The sequence below is a fragment of the Sporomusa intestinalis genome, assembly GCF_055383785.1.
In genome coordinates this window covers 3617178-3634805 of record NZ_AP042390.1, presented here as the reverse complement: position 1 = coordinate 3634805, position 17628 = coordinate 3617178, and the positions used below count along the sequence as shown (strand labels likewise).

Here is a 17628-nt window from a genome sequence, read left to right as displayed (position 1 = left end):
ATGAACAAAAATCAGTTTGTACCGCAAATTCCTTATGGTACACGGGATCTGCTGCGGCGGGAAGCCAGGCAGAAGCGGCTGGTCGAAGGCTCACTGGCGGAACTGTTTTCCCGCTGGGGTTATGATGAGGTGGTCACCCCAACGTTCGAATACATTGAAACCCTCACCGTGGGTACCGGCAGTGATATGCATCAGCAGGTATTTAAGTTTTTCGACAACAACAACCGTATTTTAGTGCTTAAACCGGATATGACTACGCCGATTGCCCGCGTGGCCGCGACCAGGCTGAAGGGAGGGGCGCTGCCGCTGCGGCTGTTTTATCTGACCAATGTATTCCGTCACGAACAGGCTCAGGCCGGCCGGCAGTGCGAGTTTTATCAGGCCGGGGTTGAACTGTTAGGCGCGCCCGGGCCGGCGGCCGATGCCGAGGTGGTGGCGCTGGCCGTGGAAACCATGCTGGAGTCCGGTCTGGCTAATTTTCAAATCAGCTTAGGCCAGGTGGATTTTATCAATGGCCTGATGGCCGAGAGCGGGTTAACACCGCAATGTCAGCAGCAGGTCAAGGGCGCTATGGTCGCCCGGGATTTAGTAGGGCTGGGTGAGATCCTGGCAACTAGCGGCTTATCGCCGGGAGCGCAGGCTTTGCTGCAGCAAATTCCTTTGCTCCATGGCCAGGAGGAGATGCTTAGCAAGGCCTACCGGCTGGTAAACAATGACCTGAGCCGGCAGGCTCTGGCTAATCTGGCTGATATCCGCAGGCTGCTGGCCGGCTATGGTGTGGACCGGTATGTTAATTTTGACTTAGGGATTATTCGTGACTTCGATTACTATACAGGCATGGTATTGGAAGGCTATACACCAGGCCTGGGCTTCCCCCTGTGCGGCGGCGGCCGGTATGACAGGCTGCTGGCGGCCTTTGGTGTTGACAGTCCGGCCACCGGCTTTGCGCTGGGCATTGAACGGGTGCTGCTGGCGATGGAGCGGCAGGGCATCAGTGCCAGCCTGCCGGCGCAGGAGGTATATATTGCCTGGGCGCAAGGGCGGCTTGCCGCCGCGATTGAGGCGGCGAAGAACTGCCGTAAAGCCGGCCGGCGCACCAAACTGGCTCTGGCCCCGGCGGCCAGGGACCAGGCGGAACGGCTGGCGGCCGAATACGGCTGTGAAGAGTTGATTTATATTGAATAAACGGGTGAAGCAGCTGGTTACAGCCTTGTCGGCCCGGATTACCCGGCAGGACCGCGAGTTTATTGCCGGCCATTTGTCTACTGCCCAGGCGGCCCTTTTCTGGCAGATGAATCTGCCTGACCAGCGGCATGCCCTGAATGTTGCCTATACAGCGGCCGCGCTTGCCGCCGGCGATGATACGCTGGACCGGGAACTGCTGCTTACATGCGCGCTGCTTCATGATGTCGGTAAAGTACGGGGCGATGTCAGCACCTTTGATAAAGTGCTGACCGTTATTCTCGATACAGTGGCTGCCGGCTGGGCCCGGCGCTGGGCGCGGGCGGGACGGGGCGGGAAAGTGGCCAATCTGCGCCACGCCATCTATGTCTATTATCACCATGCGGCCCGGGGGGCCGCCCTGCTGCAGGCTAGCGGCGCTTCCCCGGCCATGGTCCGGATTGTGGAACGGCATCACGCGGCGCCGGCCGTTGATGACCCGCCGGAGCTGGCGGTATTGCGCACAGCTGACAGCCTGCATTAATACCCTTTTATTTTGTCAACAACGTTAATCATATCCCGGCCCTGGACAAAGCGGGTCAGATTGTCGGCAAACAGCTTAACCGCCCGGTCAAGATAGGCCGGCGACAGGGCCGCCACATGGGGCGTAATGATGACATTGGGCATATCCCACAGGGGGTTGTCGGCCGGCAGGGGCTCGGCGGCAAACACATCCAGGCCTGCGCCCTGAATAAGCTGCTGCTGCAAAGCGGCAATCAGTTCGGCTTCGTTAACGATAGGGCCCCGGGCAATGTTAAAAAAGTAGGCCGAGCGTTTCATGGCGGAGAAATGAGGCAGGCCGATCAGATTATGGGTATGTTCGGTGAGCGGCAGGGCGATGATGACAAAATCGGCCTGGCTCAGCATCTCCAGCAGGCTGTCATTATCGGCGGGATAGAGCTTGTCAACAAACAGCTCGGTAGTAATTTCCTGTTTGCTGGCCAGGACCTTCATACCCAGGGCTTTTGCTTTTTTGGCAATTTCCCGGCCGATGGAGCCCAGGCCGACAATCGCCATCGTTTGGTCATGGAGTTCGTTGGTGGGCATGCGTTGCCATTGTTTCAGCGTCTGCTGGCGGATACTGACAGGCAGTCCCCGGTTGAAGGCCAGCATCAGGGCCAGTACGTGTTCCGATACGGGAATGCTGTGAATCCCCTTGGAATTGGTCAGAATGGTGTCGGCAGCCTGGATTTCCGAAAAAATAAGATTTTCCACGCCGGCGCTTAAGGCGTGAATCCATTCGAGGTGCGGGGCGGCCTGGAACAGAGGTCTGGTTTCCATCCAGCCCCAGGTAACAAGTATATGACAGGCAGGCATTTTTGCGAGGGCGTTGCTCTTATCAGCAACCGTTATCGTAATATCAGGATCAACCGCCTGCAGGACGGCCAGATGACGGTCGGCAAGCGGATTGAGCACTACTATATTAAGTACAGACATACAGAACCTCCTTATCAGGTTTATTATCCTGCCATTTAGTTCTACATATGCAGAGACTTTTCCTACCTGGAAAAACGTAAGCGCAACAGGTAAAAAACAAATAAAGGGGATTGACGCTCGCGACTGCAAAGTGTTAATATATTATTATATTAACACTTTAATTAATTAAAGTAAAAATGGAGGCATACGATGACCTCAAGTGATATGGATTATTTAACCATTGCCCTGCCGAAGGGCAAGTTGTTTGATCTTGCTGCCGGCCGCCTGGGTCAACTCGGTTATACGGCCGCAGGCCTCAGTGAAAATTCGCGTAAACTGGTGATTGCGAATGAGACGGAAAAGATCCGCTTTATTATTACCAAAACCGCTGATCTGCCGACCTATGTTGAATACGGTGCCGCTGATGTCGGCATTATTGGCAAAGATGTACTGCTGGAGGAAAATAAAGATGTTTACGAGCTGCTCGACCTGAAGTTCGGCTTTTGCCGGATGATGGTAGCCGTGCCCCAGGCGCTCAGGCAGGAAAAATTAAGTGATTATGCCCATATGCGGGTGGCAACCAAATATCCCCGGGTGGCGGAGCGTTTTTTCCACAGCAACGGTATTCAGATGGAGATTATTAAGCTCAATGGCTCCATTGAACTGGCGCCAATGGTGGGACTGGCGGAAATCATTGTTGACCTGGTGGAAACAGGCCGGACCTTAAAAGAGAATAATCTGATTGAAGTGGCCCAGCTCCACACTGCGACCGCCCGGTTTATCGCCAACCGGGTCAGCTTCAAAATGAAATTTGACCGGATCAACACCATGGTGGAAGGGTTAAAAGCGCTGGTAGAAAGTGAGGGAAAAGCATGAAAAGGATATACAGCAGCTATTTGAGCAAAGAAGAAATCGCGGAGATTATGGAAAAACCGGCTTTTGACAAGGTGGTGCTCGGGGCTGGCGCCAGGGCCAAGGTAAAAATGCTGTTTGGCGAAGAACTGTCGGCCGCGCAGGTTGCCCAGCGCATTGTCGATGATGTGCGCTGCCAGGGCAATGAGGCTGTCCTCAAGTATACCAGATTAATTGACGGTGCCGATTTAACGGCCGCGACGCTGGCGGTAACACCGGCTGAGATTGACAGCGCAATCGCCGGGATTGACCAGGAGGTGTTCGCTGCCCTGGCGGCGGCGGCCGCCAATATTGAAAAGTTTCATGCCGAAAAAGTGCCTGAATCATGGTTTACCGAACGCGAGCACGGGGCTGTGCTGGGACAAAAATGCACGCCCCTGGACCGGGTGGGCATTTATGTGCCCGGCGGGACAGCCGCTTATCCGTCTTCTGTGCTGATGAACGCGGTGCCGGCAGCAGTGGCCGGGGTCCAGGAAATTATTATGGTTGTGCCGCCCGATGCGGCAGGCCGGGTGAATCCCTATGTCCTGGCCGCAGCCAAGCTGGCCGGAGTCACAAGGATATTCAGGGTGGGCGGGGCTCAGGCCATAGCGGCCCTGGCTTTTGGCACGGAAACGATTCCCCGGGTGGACAAGATTACCGGGCCTGGCAATATTTTTGTCACTTTGGCTAAAAAAGCCGTCTATGGCCATGTCGATATTGATATGCTGGCAGGTCCCAGTGAGATTTTAATTATTGCCGACAATACGGCCGACCCCGGTTATGTGGCGGCAGACATGCTGAGCCAGGCCGAACATGACGTGCTGGCTTCAAGTATTTTGCTTACAGACAGTGCCGATTTAGCCGGCAAGGTGGCCCAGGAAGTCGAACGTCAGCTGGCCGCCCTGCCGCGCAAAGAGATTGCCGCCCGGTCTATTGAGGACAATGGCCTGATTATTATTACCAAGGATTTGGCCGAGGCAGTGGAACTGGCCAATCTTTCGGCCCCTGAGCACCTGGAGCTGCTAACCGCCGAGCCTTTCAAGCTGCTGCCTTTTGTGCGCCATGCCGGGGCCGTGTTCATGGGGCCCTATTCGCCTGAACCGCTGGGCGATTATTTCGCCGGTCCCAATCACGTATTGCCCACCGGCGGCACCGCCCGTTTTTATTCGGTGCTTACTGTGGATACCTTTATGAAAAAAACCAGTGTAATCGCCTATACACAGGCGGCTTTGGCGGCCGTCAGCAGTCAGGTGATCACGCTGGCCGAGGCCGAGGGGCTTGCCGCCCATGCCAATGCCGTCAGGATAAGGAGGAATTAATATGTTTATGCCTCGTGCCGGGCTGGAAGCATTACAACCATACGCTGCAGCCGACACCGACTGGGCCGTCCGGCTTGATGCCAATGAACGGCCGGCAGATTTACCGCCGGCGGTTAAAGCCCGGGTCATTGAGCGGCTGGGAAACCTGCCGTTTAACCGTTATCCCGAGATCAGCGCCCAGTCGCTAAAAGCCACAATTGCGGCGGAGTTTGGCCTGAGTGCAACCAATGTTCTGATTGGCAACGGTTCCAGCGAGCTGTTAGAGGCCCTGTGTTTTGCCTATGGCGGGGCCGGCCGCAGTATTGTTTATCCCAGCCCGTCGTTTTCCATGTATGGAATTTATGCCAGACTGGCAGACAGCCAGCCGGTGCCGGTGGCGCTGAATGCCGACTATACGCTGGATGCGGACAAAATGCTGGCGGCAGCTAAGCAGGCCGCGGCCAGTGTGATTCTGCTGTGCAATCCCAACAACCCGACCGGTACGGTGATGCCGCCGGCACAGGTTGAATATGTTGCCGCCAATACCAGGAGCCTGGTGGTAGTTGACGAGGCTTATCATGAGTTTTATGGGCAGACGGCCGTCAACCTGCTGGGCAAGTACCCGCATGTGGCGATTGCCCGCACCTTTTCCAAGGCCTACGGCCTGGCGGCGGCCCGCGTGGGCTATCTGCTGGCCGGCGAGGCAGTGGCCGGCACGATCGGCAAGGCGCTGCTGCCTTATAGTGTAAATGCCTTAACGCTGATTACGGCCGCGACGGTGTTCGGCATGCGGGGGGAGTTTGCCGGTAGCCTGGCTGAAAACAGCAGGGAGCGGGAACGGCTGACAGCCGCCCTCCGGGCGGTGGCCGGCATCCACGTCTATCCGTCGCAAGCCAACTTCCTGCTGATAAAGAGTGAGCAGGCGTCCGCGCTGACGGCCCGCTTCCGCCAACGGGGCATCGGGGTGCGCGACTTTAGCGCCGCGCCCGGACTTGCCGGCTGTATCCGGATTAGCATTGGCACACCGGCGGAAAATGATGCTGTGCTGGAGGTGGCTGCCGGATGAGCCGTACTGCCGTGAGCGAGCGGATAACCGGAGAAACCGCCATAACTGTTTCCCTGAACCTTGACGGCAGCGGCCAGGCCAGGGTGGCCACCGGTATCGGTTTTTTTGATCATATGCTGATCCTGTTCAGTAAACACGGGCTGTTTGACCTGCAGGTTGACGCCCGGGGTGATCTTGAGGTTGACGGGCATCATACGGTGGAAGACACCGGGATTGTCCTCGGTCAGGTTCTGGCTAAAGCCCTGGGGGATAAGGCCGGCATTAAACGCTATGGCACCGCCTTTGTACCGATGGATGAAGCGCTGGCTATGGTGTCGCTCGATATCAGCGGGCGGCCGTATCTGGTGTTTGAGGCGGTACTGCCCAGTGAACGGGTCGGCCAGTTTGACAGTGAACTGACAGAGGAATTTTTGCGGGCCCTTTGTGTTCATGCCGGTCTTACCCTGCATGTGCGGCTGTTGGCAGGCAAGAATACCCATCATATTATCGAAGCCATCTTTAAGGCCTTGGGCCGGGCACTGGCCGAGGCCACCGGCCGGGACGAACGGATACAGGGTGTTATGTCCAGCAAGGGGATATTATAAGGAGGATTAGCCATGGCGCTCAACACGTTGGCAATTATTGATTACGGCATGGGCAACCTGCACAGTGTGTCCAAAGCCTTTGCTAAATTAAACGCAGAAACCGGCGGCGGCTATGAGATTGTTGTGACCAGCGAGCCGACGGTGATTGGCGGCGCGGCCAAGGTCGTGCTGCCCGGGGTAGGGGCCTTTGGCGATTGTATGGCCAACCTCGACCGCTATGGCCTTATTCCTATTATTAAAGAAGTGGCTGGACGGGATACACCGTTTCTGGGAATCTGCCTGGGCTTACAGCTTTTGTTTGCCGGCAGTGAAGAAGACCCCGGTGTGCCCGGGCTGGGAATTCTGCCGGGAATGGTATGCAAGCTCAGTGCCCCCGGTGTAAAAATTCCTCATATGGGCTGGAACAGTCTGGACATGAAGTCGTCCAGCTATCTTTTTGCGGACCTGCCGTCAGCTCCGTTTGTTTATTTTGTCCACAGCTATCATGCCGTACCGGCAGATGACCGGCTGGTAACGGCAGTCACTCAATATGGCGGCACGGTTACGGCCGCGGTAGGCTGCGGCAATGTGCAGGCCGTGCAGTTTCATCCGGAAAAATCAAGCGCGACCGGTCTGAAAATCTTAGCCAATTTTTTAAGGGGTTGAACAATTCATGATAATCTATCCGGCAATTGATATCCGGGGCGGACGCTGCGTCCGCCTGACAGAAGGGCGTTTCGACCAGGAGACCGTATTTGCCGATAACCCGGCGGCGATGGCGCTCAGATGGGCAGCCGCCGGGGCCGAGTATCTGCATGTTGTCGATCTGGACGGCGCGTTAGCCGGTAAGCCGGTCAATCTTGAGGCGGTCCGGGCCATCACTAACGCTGTGTCCATACCGGTGCAGCTGGGGGGCGGCATCAGGTCGCTGGCGACCATTGAGCAAGTGCTGGCGGCCGGCGTCAGCCGGGTGATTCTGGGGTCAGCCGCAGTCCGCAAGCCTGAGTTGGTGAAGGAAGCCTGCCGGCAGTTCGGCAGCCGGATTGTGGCGGGGATTGATGCCAGAGACGGCCAGGCCGCGCTGGAAGGCTGGGAGGTGGCAGGCGGAATCGGGGCCGAGGAGCTGGCTGTAAAAATGGCGGCCGCCGGCGTGGCCCGTATTATTTATACCGACATTGCCCGTGATGGTACGCTGCAGGGGGTTAATGTGGCGGCGACAGCGGCGCTGGCGGCGGCGGCCGGGATTCCGGTCATTGCCTCGGGCGGTGTTAAAAGCCTGGCGGACATTACGGCCCTCCAGGCGGTTAATCAGGCGCAGGGGATTGAGGGCGTTATTGTCGGTAAAGCCATTTATACCGGAGCGGTCGATTTGGCGGCAGCCATCCGCCTGGCCAGGGAAGGGGGGGCATAATGTATACGAAACGGATTATTCCCTGCCTTGACGTAAAAGACGGGCGGGTGGTAAAAGGCACGAACTTTGTCGGCCTGCGGGATGCCGGCGATCCGGTGGAACTGGCGAAGGTGTATGATATCAGGCTTGCCGATGAATTGATTTTTCTGGATATTACGGCCTCGTCTGATGAACGCACGACGATGGTGGATGTGGTGGAACGGGTGGCGGCCGAGGTGTTTATACCCTTTACGGTGGGCGGCGGCATACGTACGGTGGAGGATATCCGGACGATGCTCAAAGCCGGGGCGGACAAAGTTTCCCTGAATACGGCCGCTGTAAAAAAGCCGGAGCTGCTGGCCGAAGGAGCCAAGCGGTTCGGCCGCCAGTGTATCGTATTGGCTGTTGATGCCCGGCGTACCGTGCCCGGCCGGTGGGAGGTCTATATTAACGGCGGCCGGACACCGACAGGCCTGGATGTACTGGCCTGGGTACAGCAGGCCACCGCCCTGGGGGCCGGCGAAATTCTTTTAACAAGTATGGATAAAGACGGGACTAAGGATGGTTATGATATTGAGCTTACCAAAGCGGTATCTGAAGCTGTCAATGTGCCGGTCATCGCTTCCGGCGGGGCCGGTGAGCTTGCGCATTTCTATGAGGTACTGACAGCCGGCAAAGCCGATGCCGTACTGGCGGCGTCAGTCTTCCACTATGGCCAGTTTACTGTTGGCCAGGTAAAACAATATCTACAAGCCCGCGGGGTAGAGGTGAGATTATGAATGATAGTAACATCAAATATGATGACAAGGGACTAGTACCGGCCATTATTCAGGATGAAGCCAGCGGTACTGTGCTTATGCTGGCCTATATGAACGCCGAGGCGCTCCGCAAGACCCGGGAAACCGGCGTGACCTGGTTTTACAGCCGCAGCCGGCGTACGCTCTGGCAGAAAGGGGAAACCTCCGGCCATGTGCAGGCTGTTAAAGAACTGTATTATGACTGTGATGCCGATACGATCCTGGTCAAAGTCAGCCAGACCGGTGCCGCCTGCCATGAAGGGACCTTCTCCTGTTTCAGCCGCAGGCTGGATGGCGGCAACGGGCAGACAGACAAGCCGGTTGAGCCGGATGCGGTGGCTAAAGAGCCGCTGGCCGGCATTATCTATGAACTGTATCATGTCATCAACGACCGCAAGCACAACCCTAAAGAAGGTTCTTATACCAATTACCTGTTTGCAAAAGGCCAGGATAAGATACTGAAAAAGGTTGGCGAAGAAGCGGCGGAAACCATCATTGCCTCCAAGAATCAGGATAAAGCCGAGATCCTGTACGAGATGGCCGACCTCTGGTATCATTGCCTGGTATTGCTGGCTAACCATAACATTGCTCCCAGTGAACTGCTGGCGGAATTAAAAAAACGCAGGCAATAGCCGGCACGCTGCATCCACCAGGATGCGGCGTGTTATTGTTTGGGACATTAAAAAGGTTGACAGAATTACCTCTCTCCGCTACGCTTTTTATATTGAGGTGAAATAGTGAGCGCAGGAGGGATCGGGTGTTGAAGTTGTTGCAGATGATCGGGCAAGGAACGTTGTTGTGGATTGTTTATTGGTTGGGCAACCAAATCACTGCCATTACCGGGTTGCCCATTCCTGGCACCGTATTTGGGATGGTGCTGCTGTTTTTACTTTTGCTGAGTGGCATTATTAAGCTGCGCTACATCCAGGAGGCGGCCGACTTTTTGCTTAAGCATATGCTGTTTTTCTTTATCCCCATCGCTGTAGGTCTAATGGACTGGGGCGCTGTATTTTATGAGCACGGCCTGGTTTTGGCAGCAGCCCTGCTGGCCGGTGCCGTATTACCCTTCTTTACCGTCGGGGCTTTGACCCAGTTGCTGCGCAGGGGGGACAAGTAATGCAGACGGTGATTACTATTGTTGCGATTCTAGCTACGGCAGGGGTGTATCTTTTTAGCCGCTACTTATATTTCCGCTATAATAATCCGTTGATCAATATCGTGCTGCTCAGCACGGCGGCGATTATCGCGCTGCTGGTTGCCTGCAAACTGCCTTATACCGCTTATGTCCCGGCTAAAGACATCATGACTTTTTTGCTGGGGCCGGCTACCGTTGCCCTGGCAGTGCCGCTTTACCGCAACCGTGATTTATTGAAACAGTATGGCCTGGCAATTATTTTGGGTGTCGGCGCAGGGAGCCTAGTGTCAATGGCAGCTGTGCTGTTTATTACTCAGGCCGGCGGCTTAGCAAGGGATATTATTGTTTCCATCATCCCCAAGTCATCAACAATCCCCTTTGCCGTCGGGGTTGCCCAACTGGCTGGCGGCAACCCGGCCCTGGCCGTAGCCTTTGTTGTCGCCACAGGCACTTTTGGCTCGGTGGCCGGTCTCAGCTTGCTGACCTGGTTTAAGATCCACGACCCGGTGGCCCGCGGTTTGGCTATGGGAACGGTAGCCCATGGCCAGGGAACGGCGATGGCGCTCCTGGAAGGGGAGCGGCCAGGTTCGATGGCCGGTGTGGCCATGGCCCTGGCCGGTGTGTTTACGGCTCTGGCAGCGCCTGTTCTTGTCAGTTTGTTTGTTGGCTAAATAAAATAATTGCGCAATTCTTATTTATTGTGTAAACTGTATATATATATGTATATACGTGAATGAGTAAAGAGTGACGGCAAGGGGCGGTTTTATGAAAAGTCGCGAAAATTTGATCCCTGTGTATTACCGGTTAGCCGAAGATATAAAACAGCAAATCGAGGCAGGCGAGCTTAAAGATGGTGAATTGCTGCCAACGGAAGCGCAACTGGGGGAAAAATACGGCATCAGCCGGATGACCGTGCGGCAGGGGATTGCGCTGCTGGCCGAAGCCGGCTTGATTGACACCGTTAAGGGCAAAGGCAGTTTTGTAACCCGGCCTCGCCTGAATCAGCTGGTCATCGATCTGAAGAACAGCGGTGTCAATGATGAACAGCTGCGTTACAAGCTGTTAGGTGTCAACCTGATCCGCAATAACCTGAATTTGGCCAGCGAGTTAGGTTTTACCGGGCAATCCAGCATTATTACCGTAAAGCGCCTCCTGCTAAAAGGCGCTCAGCCTGTAGCGATTGAAGAGAAGTTTTTGCGGTATCAGAAAGGAAAGCCGCTGCTCGAAACGCAGCTGGAATATGCCGATTTTCCTGAATTGGTGGCCAAACATCAGGAAAGTGTACCTGTCCGCAATGATATGGTCATATCGGTGGCAGCTTTGTTGCCGGAACAAGCCAAATTATTAGAGGCTGATGAGGTCCTGCCGGCGCTTGTCATTAAACAGGTTATTTATGCCAAGGGGGATAATCCGCTGGGCGTTTCCATCATGGTTTGTCATAAAGACCGCTTTGAATTAAAGGCAACCTCATATCCACTTTCAGGAAGGTTGTGAAACTATGTTAAAGACCCAGAAGATGCTTGTTGCCGCCATGTCCCGCCTGGATGAAGCCATGGTCATTAATTTAGTCAAGCAAGGCCTGCAAATGGGAATAAGTCCGTATGTGCTGCTGGATGAAATCAGGGCCGGCACCGACCGGGTCGGCGAGCTGTACAGCAAAGGCGAGTATTTTTTGTCAGATTTGATTATGGCCTCTGAGATTTTTAAGGATGTGCTGACCCTGGTCATCAAAGACCAGACGGTTACTCAGCGTTCTCTTTATCCTACGGTTATTTTCGGGACCGTTGAAGATGACATCCATGATATCGGCAAAAATATCACCACAGGCATTATGCGCTATAATGGGTTTGATATTTGCGATTTGGGGGTTGATGTGCCGGGACCTAAATTTGTTGAAGCCGTAAAAAAATATAATAGCCGGGTGGTATGTTTAACCGGGCTTGTTACCGAGGCCTTTGAATCGATGAAGAACACGATTATTCTTCTGGATGAGGCCGGGCTTCGATCTCAGACCAGCGTAATTATCGGCGGCTTAGTTAATGAAAGTGTCAGGAAATATACAGGCGCCGATTATTGGGCGACCGACTGCACTAAAGTTACAGAATTATGCCGCAATATTTTTGTGACAAATCAGCGAATGATTCAGTCGTCGTAAAGGAAGGGATTGCATGGGGACGGCAATATTAGCCTGTCAGACCCTGCGGGATGAGCTAACACTGGCACTTAAAACCACTGGTGCCGATTATCCGGTTTTTTATATCGAGTCAGGGCTGCATGACACACCGGACTTGCTGCATAAGCGCATACAGGAAGAAATCAACCGTATCGATAATGTGGATGTAATCCTATTAGTGTTTGGTTATTGCGGCAATAGCCTGCTCAATATAAAGTCCGACAAAGCTACACTGGTGCTGCCCAAGGTGGATGACTGCATTCCCTTGCTGCTGGGCTCCTGTGAAGCGAAAAGAAATATATCAAAAGAAGCAGGCACCTATTTTTTAACCAAAGGCTGGCTGGATTATGAAAACAACCTGCTGCGTGAGTTTGAGCGCTGTATTGAGCGTTACGGCCAGGCGAAAGCCCTGAGAATTATGAAAATAATGATGGGTCACTATAAACGGTTTATGTTGATCGATACCGGGGCTTATGCTGTGGACAGCATCCTGGCCCAGACGCAGAATTTTGCCGAGCAGCTTAACCTGTGTCATGAGGTGGTGCCGGGTTCGCTGCGGTTATTCCATAAGCTCCTGCAGGGGGACTGGGATGATGAGTTCCTGGTATTGCCTCCGGGTCAGGCTGTGACGATGCAGGATATTTGCCGGGACAGCAGCGGGCAGGTCCGTCTCACTCAAAGCACAGCCTTACAGCTGTGCGGCAACAAATAAACAAAAAATATACGTCCGGGAACCTCTGGCGGGGTTGCGGACGTCTTTTTTTTGTTAGTTTCCTCCGCATTGATAAACATTATAATTTCATAATGCAAGGGGTAAAAATCTATACTTTACAGGGCACAGGCGGCTTCTGCCGTCGTCTTACAGGACTTGGCGCAAGCCAAGTCTTTTCTTAGCCTGTAAGAAAGTATACCTTTCCGTCCGGATAAGGGCAACATCGACTTTTGCCTTCGCTAAGGCTCGGTGCAAGCCGTGTTTTTTTTATTTACTGGAACTAACGGGCGGCCAGTTTCCTCAGCGGGGGTTTGTCCTTGAGTTTTAGGTTATCAAACTCCTTGAGGAACAGCGGGATGACCGGATTGGGATTGGTTTTTTTCCAGATCAGGGCGATATTTCCATAAGCATTAGGCCCGTTCATCGCCACCAGGGAGATGTTATGGCGCAGCATTTGACAAAAGACCGGGTCAAAACCCCAAAAGGAAATACCCAGCCCGGCTGTAACCTGCCAGAAGAGGGTTTCCACCCGGAGCGGCTGGCTGACAATGTCCGGAGTAAAGCCGCGGGCAGTGCATTGCTGAATGAACCATTCCAGGCCAATAGGAAAAGCCGCGGGAGACATAAGAATGAAACGTTCCTGTTTCAACTCGGCCAGATCAATTGAGTATCTGCTGGCATAAGGATGATGGCGCGGCAATAAGAAACACAGCCGGGCCCGGCGGATGGTACAGGTTTCAAATTTTGAGGTAAACTCACTGCCTACGAAGGTATCGAACCCGATATCCAGTTCCTGGCGGGCCAGCGCTTCGTTGATCAAGGGGACAGGCATAACCTGGATATCAAGCTTGACATGAGGGTAAAGGGCGGCAAAGTGTTTCAGGGCTTTAGGCAAAAAGACATGTTCAAGGCCTATGCAGCCGATACGCAGCGTCCCCCAAACCTCCAGCTGTGATTTGCGGGTTCTTTCGAAGACCTCGCTGATTCTGGTCAGGAGTGAACGGGACTCAGCGAACAACGTGGCCCCCGGCGGTGTCAGCCGGACCGAATGATGTGTACGGACAAACAGCTGAACGCCCAGTTGCTCCTCCAATTCGGCAATATGCTTGCTGAGCGTTGACTGGCTTATATAGAGCTGTTCAGCAGCCTTGGTGAAGTTTAAATGCTCAGCCACATAGATGAAGGAACGTAAATGCCGGATATCTTCCATTCTAGCCTCTCCCCCTCAGGATAATCTGCCGGTGTACCTGCTATAAAATATATGTTCGAAATTTTCTGACTAGAATTATCATATCGCTTCCAATACGTATTTTCAACAGCAGCTACAGGCTATTGGTTATGATTTTTTGCACAACCATAAGTCAATTTTTGAATTTCACAGAGGCTTTCCCGGCATGCTATCATGACTTCGGAAAGAATATTCAAAAAATTGGCAAAGGGGGTGCAAGGCGGCAGGTAGGCAACGTAAAGCTAGGGGGGATGGTATGGGGAAGGATAGCATGACGGCCGAGGAGCGCCTGCAGGCCACCATTGCTCTTAAGCCGGTTGACCGGGTAGTGTGCGCGCCGGAAACCGGCAATTACGCCGGGCAATATGCCGGCATAACCAATAAAGAGTTTGTCTGGGAGTTTACTACCAAGGGCCTGGCGGCGATTGAGCAACTCGCCGGCGACTATCCCCTGTGGGATTGCTGCGGTGATATTAACGGCATTACCAGCGGTTATGTCGCCGCCAGAGCCGGTATGGGGAAGATGAAGCTGCCGGGCCGGGAACTGCCGGACAATGCTCCCAGCCAGGTACTGGAAACAGAGGTTATGTCCCGGGCAGATTATCAAATCGTTACAGACCAAGGGTATGGCGAGTACCACCTAAACTTCCTGGAGCGGGCTAACGGCATCAGCCGGGCGGAAGTGCTGGCTGGCTTAGCGGAAGCAGGACGGGTGCGGGCGGCAGAGCTTGCTGCCATCCGGCAGCGGGGGCAGGCGCCGCTGTATGGCGATCTGGGCGGCCTGGTCCCTTTTGACACTTTTTCTCTGACCAGGTCAATCGAAAAATATTATAAAGACATGTTTCAGATTCCCGACCGGCTGGAAGAATTAATGCCGATTCTGGTTGACGCTTTTGTGGCAGGCGCGGAAAAAACAGTGGCCGCAACCGGTGTAAACCGGGTTTTTATCGGCGGCAGCCGGTCGGCCGGACAGTTTATCGCCAAGAAATATTTTGACAGGCTGGTCTGGCCGTATTGTAAAGAGTTAGTGGCAAGATTAGTGGCCGGAAATATTGTGCCTGTATTGCATTTTGACTGTGACTGGACCAAAAATCTGGAGTACTTCCTGGAGCTGCCTAAAGGCAAATTCATTCTGGCGCTGGACGGGGCCACCGACATCTTTCGGGCCAAAGAGATACTGAACGGTCATTGCGCCCTCCATGGCGACGTGCCGGCTGCGTACCTTACGGTGGCATCACCGGCCGAGCTTGAGGAATACTGCAAAAAGCTGATCACTGTTGTCGGCAGGGGCGGCGGCTTTTTATACGCCTGTGGCTGTTGTATGCCGATGAATGCCAGGCATGACAATGTAAAAGTCTTTTTTGAGGCCGTGGAAAAGTACGGCTACTATTAAGCGAGAAGGTGAAGCTATGGAACGAATGCGTCTGAAAGCGGCGGTATTATCCATTTCCCTGCTGCTGCTGGCAGCTACGGCCGTGTCGCCGGCCCTGGCCAATATCGGCGCGGCTTTTCCCGGCGCCAGCGCCCAGACCATTATGCTGCTGGTGGCATTGCCATCCATGACAATGGTGCTGGCATCGCTGGTATTCAGCAAGCTGAGCGATTATTTGAGCCGGCGGGGGCTCTTCCAGTTGGCGATGGCGCTTTTTCTCACCGGCGGCATAAGTCCCTATTTTATGAATGACCTTACATTGATTCTCGGCATGAGGGCGGTGCTGGGCCTGAGTCTGGGCCTCATCTTTCCCCTGTCCATTGTCCTCATCTCGGATTTCTTTGCCGGCAATGAGCGGGATACCGTCATGGGGCTGCAAAGTGTTGCCGTTAATCTGGGCGGGATTATTTTTACCATGCTGGGCGGTTTGCTCTGTACGGTTGACTGGCATAACACCTTTCTTGCCTACGCGGTCGGTTTTGTGATCCTCCTGTTTGTTTACGCTTACCTGCCCGAGCCGGACCGGGTCAAAACGGCTGCCGGCCCGGATAAGCCGGCGGTTAAGGAGCCCTTGCCCGGCCGGGTATATTTTACAGAATTTCTGGTGTTTAGCTACAATCTGCTGATCTTTGCCTTTTTTACCAATGTGGCAATTCTGGTTGTCGGGGAAAATCTGGGCAATGCAGCCAGTGCCGGGCTGGCGCTGACCGTCTTTACCGGCGGCGGACTGCTGGGGGGATTATTGTTCGGCAAGACGATGCAAGCCTTGAAAAGCTTTACCATCCCCCTGGGCTGGCTGGTAACCGGCAGCGGCATGGCGCTTGTCGCCGGTGGGCATGATTTCGGAATACTATTGGCAGGCTGCCTGCTCGGGGGCATTGGCTTTTCCACAACCTGTCCGGCCTTTTTTGTGGCCCTGTCCGTACTGTCACCGCCGCCGCGGGTTGCCTTTAGTATCGCGCTGGCCTCAGCCCTGAGCGGGATTGGCCAGTTTGCCGCGCCTTTCGTGTTTGAGTTGCTTGCTGCTCCCTTTAACCAGGGGCCGGGGCGTTTTTATCTGCTGATCAGTGCGGTGGCGTTTTTGGCTGTCGGGCTGCTGCTGCTATTGCATAACTATACGCAACAGCCCAGGACAACAGGCGTGAAAGGTTAAAATGCAAATACAAAGGGAGAGGTGGAACAGTATGAAAACAGCACAACAATTACTGCAGGAGCGTACAGAGAGACTGAAAAAAACCATTCATTTTGAGAAAACCGACCGGACTCCGGTAATCCTGACCGGCGATGCTTTCTGCGCCCGCCATGTCGGCATGAAGCTGTCCGAGTTCTGCTCAAATATGAAGGCTTCCCATGAGGCCATCTTAAGCTCCTTCCAAGACATGGGCGATGTTGACGGCACCGGCGGCACCTTTGCCGCGGCGACGATGTTTCCGTTAATGTTTTATACAAGGATCAAATTGCCCGGGCGCGAGCTGCCTGAGGACACGCCGTGGCAGCTTGACGAACAGGAAATGATGACGGTGGAGGATTATGACGTCATTTTGAATAAAGGCTGGAAGGAGTTTAGCAATGATTATCTGAAAAACCGCTTAGGCGTTGATGTTGATTCCCTGCTGGCCCAGTTGGCCGATGTTCCCCGGTTTGCCAGAAATTTTGAAGAGGCCGGTTATCTGGTATATACGCCCAGCGCGTCAATTACGGTTAATGAATACCTGAGCGGCGGCCGGTCGTTCCCCAAATTTATGAGAGATGTATTTAAAATGCCCGACAAAGTAGAGGCTGTTTTAGATGTCATACTGGCAGAGACGCTGCTTGATTTCCGGCAGCAAATCAGGGCGCTGAAGCCGCTGGTGGTATTTATATCCCCCGCCCGGGGGGCCAGTGAGTTTTACTCCCCTAAAATCTGGGAGCGCTTTGTCTGGAAATATCTCAAGGCGGCAGCCGAGGTAATCATTGAGGAAGGAGCGGTGGCCGACCTGCATATTGACGGTAATTGGGAACGGGATCTGGAATATTTCAAGACATTGCCCCGGCACAAATGCATCTTTGAGTCGGACGGCGCTACCAATATGTATAAGGTCCGGGAAATACTCGGCGACCACATGGCCATAAAAGGGGATGTGCCGGCGGCGCTGCTGACGCTGGCCACGCCGGATGAGGTCTATAACTATAGTACAAAATTAATTAAGGATATGGGAACAGGGTTTATTCTTGCTTCCGGCTGCACCATACCGCCCAATGCCAAAGTGGAAAACGTCAAAGCCATGGTAGCGGCTGCGACCGGAAAATAAGGCTGACGGTTA

The 17628-nt window shown here is 54.1% G+C and carries 20 protein-coding genes; 18 read left to right on the top strand and 2 right to left on the bottom strand.

What is annotated here, in order from left to right:
* Both hisZ and ACZ481_RS17150 read left to right on the top strand, forming a co-directional pair.
* Positions 1-1185, top strand: coding sequence for an ATP phosphoribosyltransferase regulatory subunit (gene hisZ / locus ACZ481_RS17155; protein WP_464766570.1), 1185 nt, complete (start codon positions 1-3; stop codon positions 1183-1185).
* Positions 1178-1705, top strand: coding sequence for an HDIG domain-containing metalloprotein (locus tag ACZ481_RS17150; RefSeq protein WP_464766569.1), 528 nt, complete (start codon positions 1178-1180; stop codon positions 1703-1705). Before hisZ ends, ACZ481_RS17150 begins: the two co-directional genes overlap by 8 nt.
* On the opposite strand, the gene ACZ481_RS17145 is transcribed toward ACZ481_RS17150, so the two are convergent.
* Entirely contained in the window at positions 1702-2658 is a 957-nt protein-coding gene (locus ACZ481_RS17145) for a D-2-hydroxyacid dehydrogenase (protein WP_464766568.1), read from the bottom strand. The genes ACZ481_RS17150 and ACZ481_RS17145 overlap by 4 nt on opposite strands.
* A 189-nt stretch (positions 2659-2847) precedes the next feature.
* Between ACZ481_RS17145 and hisG the strand changes: the two genes are divergently transcribed.
* From hisG to ACZ481_RS17080, 13 genes are all read left to right on the top strand, one after another.
* Entirely contained in the window at positions 2848-3513 is a 666-nt protein-coding gene (gene hisG, locus ACZ481_RS17140; protein WP_464766567.1) for an ATP phosphoribosyltransferase, read from the top strand.
* Entirely contained in the window at positions 3510-4850 is a 1341-nt protein-coding gene (gene hisD / locus ACZ481_RS17135) for a histidinol dehydrogenase (RefSeq protein ID WP_464766566.1), read from the top strand. Before hisG ends, hisD begins: the two co-directional genes overlap by 4 nt.
* 1 nt (position 4851) lies before the next feature.
* On the top strand, positions 4852-5895 hold the full coding sequence (hisC, locus tag ACZ481_RS17130) for a histidinol-phosphate transaminase (RefSeq protein ID WP_464766565.1): 1044 nt from the start codon (positions 4852-4854) through the stop codon (positions 5893-5895).
* Positions 5892-6479: an imidazoleglycerol-phosphate dehydratase HisB gene (gene hisB / locus ACZ481_RS17125; protein ID WP_464766564.1), complete on the top strand. Its 588-nt coding sequence runs from the start codon at positions 5892-5894 to the stop codon at positions 6477-6479. Before hisC ends, hisB begins: the two co-directional genes overlap by 4 nt.
* A gap of 12 nt (positions 6480-6491) precedes the next feature.
* On the top strand, positions 6492-7124 hold the full coding sequence (hisH, locus tag ACZ481_RS17120) for an imidazole glycerol phosphate synthase subunit HisH (RefSeq protein ID WP_464766563.1): 633 nt from the start codon (positions 6492-6494) through the stop codon (positions 7122-7124).
* A 7-nt stretch (positions 7125-7131) separates the two neighbouring features.
* Positions 7132-7869, top strand: a complete 738-nt coding sequence (gene hisA, locus ACZ481_RS17115) for a 1-(5-phosphoribosyl)-5-[(5-phosphoribosylamino)methylideneamino]imidazole-4-carboxamide isomerase (protein WP_464766562.1) — start codon at positions 7132-7134, stop codon at positions 7867-7869.
* Complete coding sequence (hisF, locus tag ACZ481_RS17110) at positions 7869-8627, top strand: imidazole glycerol phosphate synthase subunit HisF (RefSeq protein ID WP_464766561.1); 759 nt, start codon at positions 7869-7871, stop codon at positions 8625-8627. Before hisA ends, hisF begins: the two co-directional genes overlap by 1 nt.
* Complete coding sequence (hisIE, locus tag ACZ481_RS17105; protein ID WP_464766560.1) at positions 8624-9277, top strand: bifunctional phosphoribosyl-AMP cyclohydrolase/phosphoribosyl-ATP diphosphatase HisIE; 654 nt, start codon at positions 8624-8626, stop codon at positions 9275-9277. Before hisF ends, hisIE begins: the two co-directional genes overlap by 4 nt.
* A 125-nt stretch (positions 9278-9402) precedes the next feature.
* Positions 9403-9762, top strand: a complete 360-nt coding sequence (locus ACZ481_RS17100) for a CidA/LrgA family protein (protein ID WP_464766559.1) — start codon at positions 9403-9405, stop codon at positions 9760-9762.
* Positions 9762-10451, top strand: coding sequence for an LrgB family protein (locus ACZ481_RS17095; RefSeq protein ID WP_464766558.1), 690 nt, complete (start codon positions 9762-9764; stop codon positions 10449-10451). The genes ACZ481_RS17100 and ACZ481_RS17095 overlap by 1 nt, the downstream gene beginning before the upstream one ends.
* A 94-nt stretch (positions 10452-10545) precedes the next feature.
* The gene (locus ACZ481_RS17090) at positions 10546-11274 is read left to right on the top strand and encodes a GntR family transcriptional regulator (RefSeq protein WP_464766557.1); all 729 of its coding nucleotides are present in this window, start codon (positions 10546-10548) and stop codon (positions 11272-11274) included.
* A gap of 4 nt (positions 11275-11278) precedes the next feature.
* Positions 11279-11935 (top strand): cobalamin B12-binding domain-containing protein, encoded by a 657-nt coding sequence (locus ACZ481_RS17085; protein WP_464766556.1) that lies wholly within the window; start codon positions 11279-11281, stop codon positions 11933-11935.
* A 13-nt stretch (positions 11936-11948) separates the two neighbouring features.
* Positions 11949-12665, top strand: a complete 717-nt coding sequence (locus ACZ481_RS17080) for a DUF1638 domain-containing protein (RefSeq protein ID WP_464766555.1) — start codon at positions 11949-11951, stop codon at positions 12663-12665.
* Positions 12666-12945: 280 nt separating this feature from the next.
* Here the strand turns inward: ACZ481_RS17080 and ACZ481_RS17075 are convergent, their stop codons facing one another.
* A complete protein-coding gene (locus tag ACZ481_RS17075) occupies positions 12946-13875 on the bottom strand; it encodes a LysR family transcriptional regulator (RefSeq protein WP_464766554.1) in 930 nt (309 codons plus the stop codon).
* Positions 13876-14149: 274 nt separating this feature from the next.
* Between ACZ481_RS17075 and ACZ481_RS17070 the strand changes: the two genes are divergently transcribed.
* Genes ACZ481_RS17070 through ACZ481_RS17060 form a run of 3 tightly spaced genes read left to right on the top strand, consistent with a single transcriptional unit; the run spans position 14150 to position 17616 of the window.
* Positions 14150-15286, top strand: coding sequence for a uroporphyrinogen decarboxylase family protein (locus ACZ481_RS17070; protein ID WP_464766553.1), 1137 nt, complete (start codon positions 14150-14152; stop codon positions 15284-15286).
* Positions 15287-15302: 16 nt separating this feature from the next.
* The gene (locus ACZ481_RS17065) at positions 15303-16478 is read left to right on the top strand and encodes an MFS transporter (RefSeq protein WP_464766552.1); all 1176 of its coding nucleotides are present in this window, start codon (positions 15303-15305) and stop codon (positions 16476-16478) included.
* Positions 16479-16509: 31 nt separating this feature from the next.
* On the top strand, positions 16510-17616 hold the full coding sequence (locus ACZ481_RS17060) for a uroporphyrinogen decarboxylase family protein (protein WP_464766551.1): 1107 nt from the start codon (positions 16510-16512) through the stop codon (positions 17614-17616).
* Positions 17617-17628: the final 12 nt, after the last annotated feature.